Source organism: Psychrobacter sp., assembly GCF_030454045.1.
Classification (GTDB): Bacteria; Pseudomonadota; Gammaproteobacteria; order Pseudomonadales; family Moraxellaceae; genus Psychrobacter.
The window spans coordinates 1-8,737 of the sequence record NZ_JAKDJE010000101.1 but is presented as its reverse complement, the minus strand read 5'-3'; the positions used below and the strand labels follow the sequence as shown (position 1 = coordinate 8,737).

8 protein-coding genes are annotated in these 8,737 nt (G+C 43.3%); 3 read left to right on the top strand and 5 right to left on the bottom strand.

Going from position 1 to position 8,737, the window contains the following annotated elements; translation table 11 throughout:
* The 4 genes from L0G63_RS12885 to erpA all read right to left on the bottom strand — a co-directional run.
* Window positions 1-607, bottom strand: a 607-nt coding sequence (locus tag L0G63_RS12885) for a copper resistance protein NlpE N-terminal domain-containing protein (protein WP_301451011.1), incomplete at its 3' end; no start/stop codon positions are given.
* Window positions 608-1,081: 474 nt separating this feature from the next.
* Window positions 1,082-1,609, bottom strand: a complete 528-nt coding sequence (locus tag L0G63_RS12880) for a disulfide bond formation protein B (protein ID WP_301451010.1) — start codon at window positions 1,607-1,609, stop codon at window positions 1,082-1,084.
* A 69-nt stretch (window positions 1,610-1,678) separates the two neighbouring features.
* Window positions 1,679-3,253, bottom strand: coding sequence for a glutamate--cysteine ligase (gene gshA, locus L0G63_RS12875; RefSeq protein ID WP_301451009.1), 1,575 nt, complete (start codon window positions 3,251-3,253; stop codon window positions 1,679-1,681).
* Window positions 3,254-3,626: 373 nt separating this feature from the next.
* Window positions 3,627-4,007, bottom strand: a complete 381-nt coding sequence (gene erpA, locus L0G63_RS12870) for an iron-sulfur cluster insertion protein ErpA (RefSeq protein WP_301451008.1) — start codon at window positions 4,005-4,007, stop codon at window positions 3,627-3,629.
* A 549-nt stretch (window positions 4,008-4,556) separates the two neighbouring features.
* Here erpA and L0G63_RS12865 point away from each other — a divergent pair.
* Window positions 4,557-6,590 carry an ATP-binding cassette domain-containing protein gene (locus L0G63_RS12865; RefSeq protein ID WP_301451007.1) on the top strand — a complete coding sequence of 678 codons (2,034 nt, stop codon included), beginning with the start codon at window positions 4,557-4,559 and terminating at the stop codon, window positions 6,588-6,590.
* 92 nt (window positions 6,591-6,682) lie between these two features.
* Here L0G63_RS12865 and L0G63_RS12860 read toward each other — a convergent pair whose 3' ends face one another.
* Window positions 6,683-7,045, bottom strand: coding sequence for a septal ring lytic transglycosylase RlpA family protein (locus tag L0G63_RS12860; protein WP_058024720.1), 363 nt, complete (start codon window positions 7,043-7,045; stop codon window positions 6,683-6,685).
* A gap of 778 nt (window positions 7,046-7,823) precedes the next feature.
* On the opposite strand from L0G63_RS12860, the gene L0G63_RS12855 reads away from it, so the two are divergent.
* Window positions 7,824-8,123, top strand: a complete 300-nt coding sequence (locus tag L0G63_RS12855) for a Bor family protein (RefSeq protein ID WP_058024719.1) — start codon at window positions 7,824-7,826, stop codon at window positions 8,121-8,123.
* A 12-nt stretch (window positions 8,124-8,135) separates the two neighbouring features.
* Entirely contained in the window at window positions 8,136-8,429 is a 294-nt protein-coding gene (locus L0G63_RS12850) for a Bor family protein (protein ID WP_071002625.1), read from the top strand.
* Window positions 8,430-8,737 lie beyond the last annotated feature (308 nt).

Sequence of the window (8,737 nt, the reverse complement as noted above, 5' to 3'; positions counted from 1 at the left end):
ATAGACAGTATATAGCTTTAGAGCCTACGCCAGCATGAATAATGTCCATTACACCCAAAATCAGATGATTGTCTTGAATATAATAAGACTCAATATGTTTGTCTTCGTATACAATGGTGATTTTGTCCTTATCTTGACGATAGACGCCAGACTCAAGTAGCGGCGCACGTGACCGCTCAGAATCGTGGTAATTACTGGTCTTTAGGACAGAGCCATCAGCAAACAAGTTCAAGGTCACATCGATACTATCACAATCGACACAAGGCACCATGCCACCATAGTCTCCCATAAGCGTGGCCTGCAGCGCATTACCATTCGACTCAGAATGCATGGTCAGTGGATGTGTGTGCCCATCGTGGCTGGATTGGGCCGCGGCAATGAGCGATTGTCCTTCTTCTGATTCATTTGACTCGTCATCCACATTGGCTTCTGATGCACCGTCGCTTTCGGTCTCTTCTGGTGTGATTTGCTGATCGGAGGCTTCTGAGCTGTCAACGAATGCAGCCTTCGTCATCATGTTTTGGTCAGCATTGGATGAGGCGCTATCACAGCCTATCAATAACACACAAAGTGGTATTGCTAATAAGGAGGGACCCCAACGTCTCATGACAGTGCAGGTCGTAGCGCGAACAGGTGCAAGATATATCATGGTCATACCAAAAACAGTTTTTGAATAGCGTTTTTAAAAATCACCTATGCCACTGGCAACCGTTATCAAGATAATCTTGTTGCCAAAAAAGAGAGACAAGGGGTCGTATAAATGTTGCGATAATATAAATTTTGGAACGTAAAAGCGGGTCTGATATCTAAAATATAGACAACGCCTTGTTCAAAAGCGATTGAGCTTTGAGGGTTAGTCACTAATGAGATAACCCGTCTAAAAATAACAAAGGGTTGGGAATATATCTGTGGACTTTTTGTTGTGTTCAATATGCTCAATAAATAATGGCCAGTGATTCATTGTCTATCAGCCTGACTAACAGAGTTGGTAAGAGCGGTTTAACAGTACCAAATATAAAAACAGACATTGCATAAAAATATGAATGTCTGTTTGGAAAATAATCAAAGAGCCCTAACGATATTAAGCGATACGCTGCGCCGTCGTAGGGCGCATGATACGCCATAGTATTAAGCCATGCACCGCAAGAAGTACGCTAAATAGGATCAGTGATAGCTCAGGGATACTGAGTCCTACAAAGGTCCAGTCGATAGAAGCACACTCACCAGAGCCTGCAAACACTTCTTTGAAGACCTGCAAAATAGGCAGGGTATCGAGCCAGTAGTCCAAACCTGGACCGCACGACGGTACTTGATCAGCAGGGAGGTGTTGTAGCCAGACATGGCGCATAGCAACCGCCGTAGACCAGCCTATCCCTGCCAAACTGCCCAGCCATAAGATCAATCTTACGACTTTGGATTTAGGGTTGAATAATGCTGATATCAGCGCAAAACTGCCCATCACTATCAGACCAATACGCTGAAAAATACAGAGCGGGCAGGGCAAAAGTCCTAGGTGACGCTGTAAATAAAACAGCGCAAAGCTCATGCCTATTACGGCCATTAACACTAAAAATACTTGCAAATTACGGTAAGTGGTTAGCTGTCGCATGGTGCGTTACTCTTGTATATGTATCTACTGTATATATATTTACAATAGATATAGGGTAGCTATCAGGGTTTAGCGATACTGCTGCAAAAAGTCCATAAAGTCTTCTGTCTCAGACTTTTCAATATCGGCTTGCTGCAAGATAGACTTTTCTGCCAATACTTCATATTTGGCTTGAGTGTTGGGGCTGAGCGTTTGTTGAAGCAAAGACTCGCGATGCTGCTTTGCCAGCGTAAAACCAAGCTGCCACAAGCTGCCTAAGCGCTTGCTATCAGAGTTTACTTGGGCGGAGATCGTCGACTCAGAATGTCCGGCTTTGCCTTGCATCAATGCCACTGCAGCACGGTAGTCATTGCCACCATAATGAGCATCGAGCAATGCGGCAAGCGGCTGCATACGTTCTAAATGCGTGAGCATCCAGTGCTCAAGCGATTGCTCTTGGTCGTTATTGATGATCTGTAGATTCTCACGGCGACCTTCGTTTACCACACGCTCAAGATTGATAGCGAGGGTGTCTTCTTCTTCAGGAAGCAAATCAGGTGAGTCGCTGAATAAACAGTAGAGCGCCATCACTTCTAAGAAGCACGCACTAGAGAGACGAATGCCAACATCGCTATAAGGATCGAGATCAATAGCACGAAACTCAACGTAAGCAATACCGCGACGCTCAAGCGCTTCGGTTGGTGTCTCACCACTCATCGCAATTTGCTTAGGACGGATAGGGCTATAGTATTCGTTTTCTATCTGAAGAATATGATTATTGATCTGAATTGGGTTGCCATCTTCATCTTCCAGACCAAGCTTGGCAAAGCTCTCATGCGGTGTTTGGATCGCGCGGCGCAGTCCAGCGACATACTCTGGCAAATAGTTATAACGAATATCTAGCTGCTCTTGCACGCTATTGGTATAGCCAAGCTTGCCCATACGCAGGCTGGTGGCAGTCGGTTTATAGTAGGTTGAGTCATTTAGACGCTCTAGATCATGCTCACGCCCAGCGACAAAACAAGGGCAGACGCTTGGACTGGCGCCTAGTAAATATAAAACAAGGCTCGTTAAGCGCTTAAAGTTACGGATCAGCCCTAGGTATTTTTCGTTTTTGAACTCTGTTAATGTCTGCTCTTGTGCAGCTGGGCTATGCGCTTGCCACGTTTCAAAGAGCGTATCACCAAAAGATAGATTGTAATGCAGACCAGCAATCGTCTGCATACGGCGACCATAACGAATACCCAAACCACTGCGATATAGGGTTTTTAGCTTACCTGTGTTCGAGCTGCCATAATCAGCCAGCGGAATGTCTTCATCTTTAGAAGACAGCATACAGGGCATAGATAGTGGCCACATCAACTCGCCGTCAGGCATGCCCTGATACACCAATACATGCAATTGGCGCAGCATGTTCAATGTCTCTTTTGGCGAGCCTTTGGGTTCGGTGATAAGCTCAAGCAGACTTTCTGAATAATCGGTTGTAATAAAAGGATGAGTCAATTTTGATCCAAGCTTTTTTGGATGAGGGGTCTGAGCCAAAAAGCCATCAGGCCTCACGCGCAGTCCTTCTTTTTCGATACCGCGGAGCATACCCGTTAAGTGCTGGTTGCCAAACCAATTGGGAATGTCAAAATTAACAAAGCTACTCGCAAAATTACTCATAATAGTCATCTATTGTTATTCATTATGGCAGATCAAAACACGATGGGCGTTTATCCATAAAAGAGGTAAATGTTGGGTCAATAATTCCGTCAGTTTAGCTCAAAGCCGTATTGAAAACCACGAACAATTACAAATACGATAAGCTTTGAGCAGGACGTTTGGGCTAGATTTTTCTCAGTATTTTTGATGAAATTGGTCAGCACGGATACTTTGCGGATTCATCAATATTGGCAAAAAAGCATCTATCTCAAAGATAGATGCTTTGATCGCTATGCTGCAAGTCATCCAATACGGCTTTGGCGCATGATCACAGGAATGTTGAGACGCAATAAAGGCATAATATCGTTGGGTCATAGAGCCAAATCGTGAAAACCTAAATCGAGAATGACGAGCCGCAACCGCAAGTGGTGGTGGCATTGGGGTTAGTCACGACAAAACGGGCACCTTCTAGCCCTTCGGTATAGTCGACGGTAGAGCCTTGCAAATATTGATAGCTGAGTGAGTCGACCACCAAGGTCACATCACCGTTATCAAAATTGGCATCGTCTTCATTCAAGTCATTGGCAAAATTAAAGCCATAAGAAAAACCTGAGCAGCCGCCGCCAGTCACATAGACGCGTAGCATCAGCTCGCTATCACCTTCTTCTTCACGTAGACGGCGTACTTTTTGTGCGGCACTATCGGTGAGGCTTAGCACAGTTGGATCTACTGGTTGGCTTGAGCTTGGGTCAAATTGGTTGGCTGATTCGTTCATATCTACCTCAGTGGCTAGGATCAAAGGCGGTCGTCATCCTGTTAGGGTTTGCAAAGGCTGCAAATAAAGATACGCACGGCGTTTGATTCAATAGGGTGCTGTTATTATGGTAAAGCGATTACTATATTATAAGCGGTTGGTGCAATCTCAACACGGTATTTGTGCCATCGATATTTTTGTCAATGGTACGTATTTATCTTTAGCAGTATATCATAATGGGGGTAGCGATTCGCTTGTCAAGAGTCATCGTCCTTACCAGAACTGATGAATCAAAACTTTTATAGCTATCAAGGTTATACTCATTATTTGTGCGAGAGTATATGGCTGCCAAAAGTCTTGTTATAGTCATTCGTATCGATAGGCTGACAAGGATTATATAATCTAGGGTCATTAGCATAAATGCTTAATTTTAAAACACTTCGTTTTGAAATAGTTATTTAATTGTTTGCCTATGTGGCAAGCGTTTGAAATAATAGCCGCCAGTTGGCATGTCCTATGCGTGTTTCTTATTGCCCTATATTTATATTATTGTTGAGATGAAGAAATTATATGATCGAATTTAAAGACGTTGGTGTTCGCCGTGATGGCCGTGAATTGTTTGCAGGTGCAAGCTTTCAGCTACATCCAGGTCATAAAGTTGGCTTGACGGGCAACAACGGCACGGGCAAATCAACCTTATTTGCTTTGTTGCTGACCCGCATGGGCAAGGGCGATACCGAGGTCACGCTTGATCGAGGCGAGGTCAGTATTCCTGATAGCTGGCATGTCGCGCATATGGCGCAGGAAGTGGGTGCTACCACGCAGTCTGCTATTGATTATGTATTGAGCGGCGATGAGCAGTGGTATGAGATCAATGCAGCACTCAATGACTTAAGTAGCGTCAGTGATGATCAGATTGGGGTATTACATCAGCAGTTCGATGAAATCGATGGCTATCGTACGCCGACCAAAGCGGCGCAAATCATGGCAGGTCTGGGCTTTAACACCAGCCAGCATGAGCTGCCTGTCTCAGGGTTTTCTGGTGGTTGGCGCATGCGTTTGAATCTTGCCAAAACTTTGATGAGCCGCGCTGATCTGATGCTGCTCGATGAGCCGACCAACCATTTGGACTTAGATGCTATTTTGTGGCTGGAGACTTGGATCAATGCTTACATGGGTCTGGTCATTGTCATCTCGCATGACCAAGCCTTTTTGGATGCCACCGTCGATCATATCTTGCATGTCGAGCAGCAAAAAATAACCCTTTATACGGGTAATTATCAACAGTTCATTCGCACCCGTCACGAGCGCATGGCGCAGCAGCAGCAAGCCTTTGAGAAGCAAGAAGCGACCAAGGCACATCTGGATGATTTCATTCGTCGTTTCCGTGCCAAAGCCAGTAAAGCCAAGCAAGCCCAAAGCCGTATCAAGCAGTTAGAGCGCATGTCGGAGCTCTCACCAATGATGGCTGACAACCCATTCTCTTTTCGCTTTTATGAGCCGGCAAACATGAGCTCACCGCTGATTGAGCTGACCCATGCAGATATTGGCTACAGCGAGACGCCGCTACTGCGTGATGCCAATGTGCAAGTGACGCCGGATACGCGTATTGGCCTATTGGGCATGAATGGCGCAGGTAAATCCACACTTATTAAGGCATTGGTTGGTGAGCTTGATGTATTGATAGGTACCTACCGTGTGTCAGACACCCTTAAGCTTGGCTACTTTAATCAGCATCAAATGGATATCTTGGATGCCAAAGCCACGCCGATAGAAATGCTGCGCCGCCTAGCAGGCAAAACCTCTGATGCCGTGTTACGCTCATTTTTGGGCAGCTTTGATTTTCGCGGAGATCGTATTGACACCCCTAGTGAGCTGTTTTCTGGTGGTGAGCGTGCGCGCTTGACCTTAGCGTTGATCGTCTGGCAACGTCCAAATGTCCTTGTCCTCGATGAACCAACCAACCATTTGGACTTACAAATGCGTCAAGCATTGACCATTGCCTTGCAAGGGTTTCAGGGCGCGGTGGTATTGGTGTCGCATGATCGTGAGCTAATTGCCAATGTCTGTGATGAGCTGTATCTGGTTCATGATGGTCAAATCGATGAGTTTGACGGTGACATCAGTGACTACGGCAAATGGCTGGCAGAAAAGCGTAAGCAAGAAAACTTACAAGACAAAAGTAGCAGTAAGAAGAAAAGCAAGAAAGAGAGTAAAAAATTCGTTTCACGTGAAACAGGCAATAGCCAAGTGACCAATCAAGTGAGCAATACAGCACCTGATAATGCATCAAAAAGTAACACTGCGACCCCAGCGCTTAGTAAAGAAGAACAACGCAAATTAGCCGCTGAACAGCGTAAGCGTACTGCACCTATCCGCCGCGAGATAGAAGAGACAGAAAAAGCACTTGCCAAGATTGAAGGGCAGCTTGCAACGCTGGAAGAAAAGCTGGCCGATACCGAGTTGTACGAAGAAAGCCGTAAGGCGGACTTACTGGTCTTACTCAATGAGCAAACCGCGCTAAAGCAGGAGCATAGCGATAACGAAGAAAATTTATTGCTATCGATGACGACGCTAGAAGAAATGGAAGCGGAATTTGGGTAAAAAGCATTAAAGCGTGGCTGAGCAATTTTTATTGAAAATAACCAATCAAAAAAGGGAAGGCGCAAGCCCTCCCTTTTTTTACATCGATAACATTATTCCTTACGGTATTTACCATCACCATAAGACAATACTTTCATTGTGGTCGTACAGAGCTGGCAATCGATTTGACTAGCAGCAGCTTTCGATAAATCAAGAATACGGCCTCGAATATAGGGGCCTCGGTCTGTGATTTTGACCACGACACTTTTTTTTGTTTTTTGGTTGGTCACTTGAACTTTTGTGCCAAACGGTAACGTGCGATGGGCAGCGGTTAGTGAGTTCATGTTAAAGATACTACCACTTGCAGTGCGTTTACCATGAAACTTGCTGCCGTAATAACTGGTATTGGCCGCAAAAACTGTGGTACTCAGTAATAGTGATAACGTGACAACCAAAGACTTAATTAAATATGACATTCATGACCTATAAGCAATTTATGAAATAGACAGCGATGCTTGCCTATGTTGTCATACCCCTATGAGTATGAATAAGGAGGGGATTTTACAAGAATGAGATTGTCATATTATTACAGCTGTGTAAAAAACCCATCAGGTCAAATACTTGTTTTTTAAGGAAAAATATCATTTTTGACTAAAAATAATGGAAGGATGAGTACTGAAGATAGACTTATAGAGAATGGTTCTTATTAATAAGTCAACAAGAGACCAGAAAGTAAATAATAAAATGCAAATAAGTGATATATAAATACGAATACTATCGATATAGTAAGTTTTGACCGCGAAAAGCCTACCGAAAACAGTCTGTTTTATTGTAATAAAAGCTTTCTATTTTATTACTAAAATGTAAAAAACCAAAATTATTGATTGCTTTAGGCTGTTTGAGAAAACTGGTCATATCGTATGGCGAGTCATCGAGAAAAACATGAAGGTTCATGGCTGTTAAAAAACAGAGGTTGGAATATTTCAGTAACTATAAACAACAATCATTGAGTAAAAAAGACGGTCTCATCACTTTTAGTAATCATTAGGCGGCTTTATTTTTGTCTTTATCTTATATTTTTCAATTTTTATTACATCAATAAAAGTCAGTCATATAAAGCCTTCTAGGAAGTCATCTAGAGCAATATTTACTATAGAGATATATTTCTATAAGTTTTCTTACAAAACAGTTGCATAAAAGAGACTTTAAGCTTAGAATTTTCGCCTCAACAAATATTAACTAATGGAGTCACGTATGAAAAAAGTTGTTGCTGTGGCATTGCTCGCTGTTTTGACATCAGGATGTGCGACGCAAAACTATCTTGTGTCTTCATCGACTGCACCGACAGCCGCTACAAAGGCTGATGCTGATAAAATGCAGACTTTCTTTGTCAGCGGTTTGGGTCAAGAGCAAGACATTGATGCGGCCGAAGTTTGCCAAGGCAAAGAGAATGTGGCTAGTATCCAAACGCAAAGCAACTTTATCAATATTGCGCTAGGTTTTATATCTTCAGGTATCTACACCCCACGCCAAGTCCGTGTTTACTGCAAGTAAGGAATAATGAATATGAAAAAACTACTAACAATGGCAGTGATGGGTTCAGTATTATTGGTATCAGGTTGTGCAACCCAAACAGGTCTTATTCAACCAACTCAAAATACCACTCCAGAATATACTAAGTCACAGACCTTCTTTATTGGCGGTATTGGGCAAGAACAGACTGTAAACGCTGCTGAAGTATGCGGCGGCGCACAAAATGTTGCCAAAGTTCAAACGGTACAAGAAGCCAAAGACATCGCACTAGGTTTGGTCACTTTTGGCATTTATACCCCTCGTACGGCTAAAGTTTTCTGTCGATAAGAGACGCTATCAATACCTCACATCATTTATTTTGACCATTAATTGATCGATGTTGAGCGCTGTATCCTAGAGCCTTTAAAAAAAAGAGCAAACAGTCACTGTTTACTCTTTTTTTTGTGGTGAGTATTGGTCATCAGTGATGACAGAGATGCTGCAATAAATTGGTAAGATTACTGGTAATATTTTTATAACGGTGTTTATTTTGATTATTGCTATCATAAAGTATGGACTATAAAAAATGACTATACCGAACACTAGGGCGTGTTGAACATTCGACCATGGCACTGACAGCGACTATTTTTTAGGCG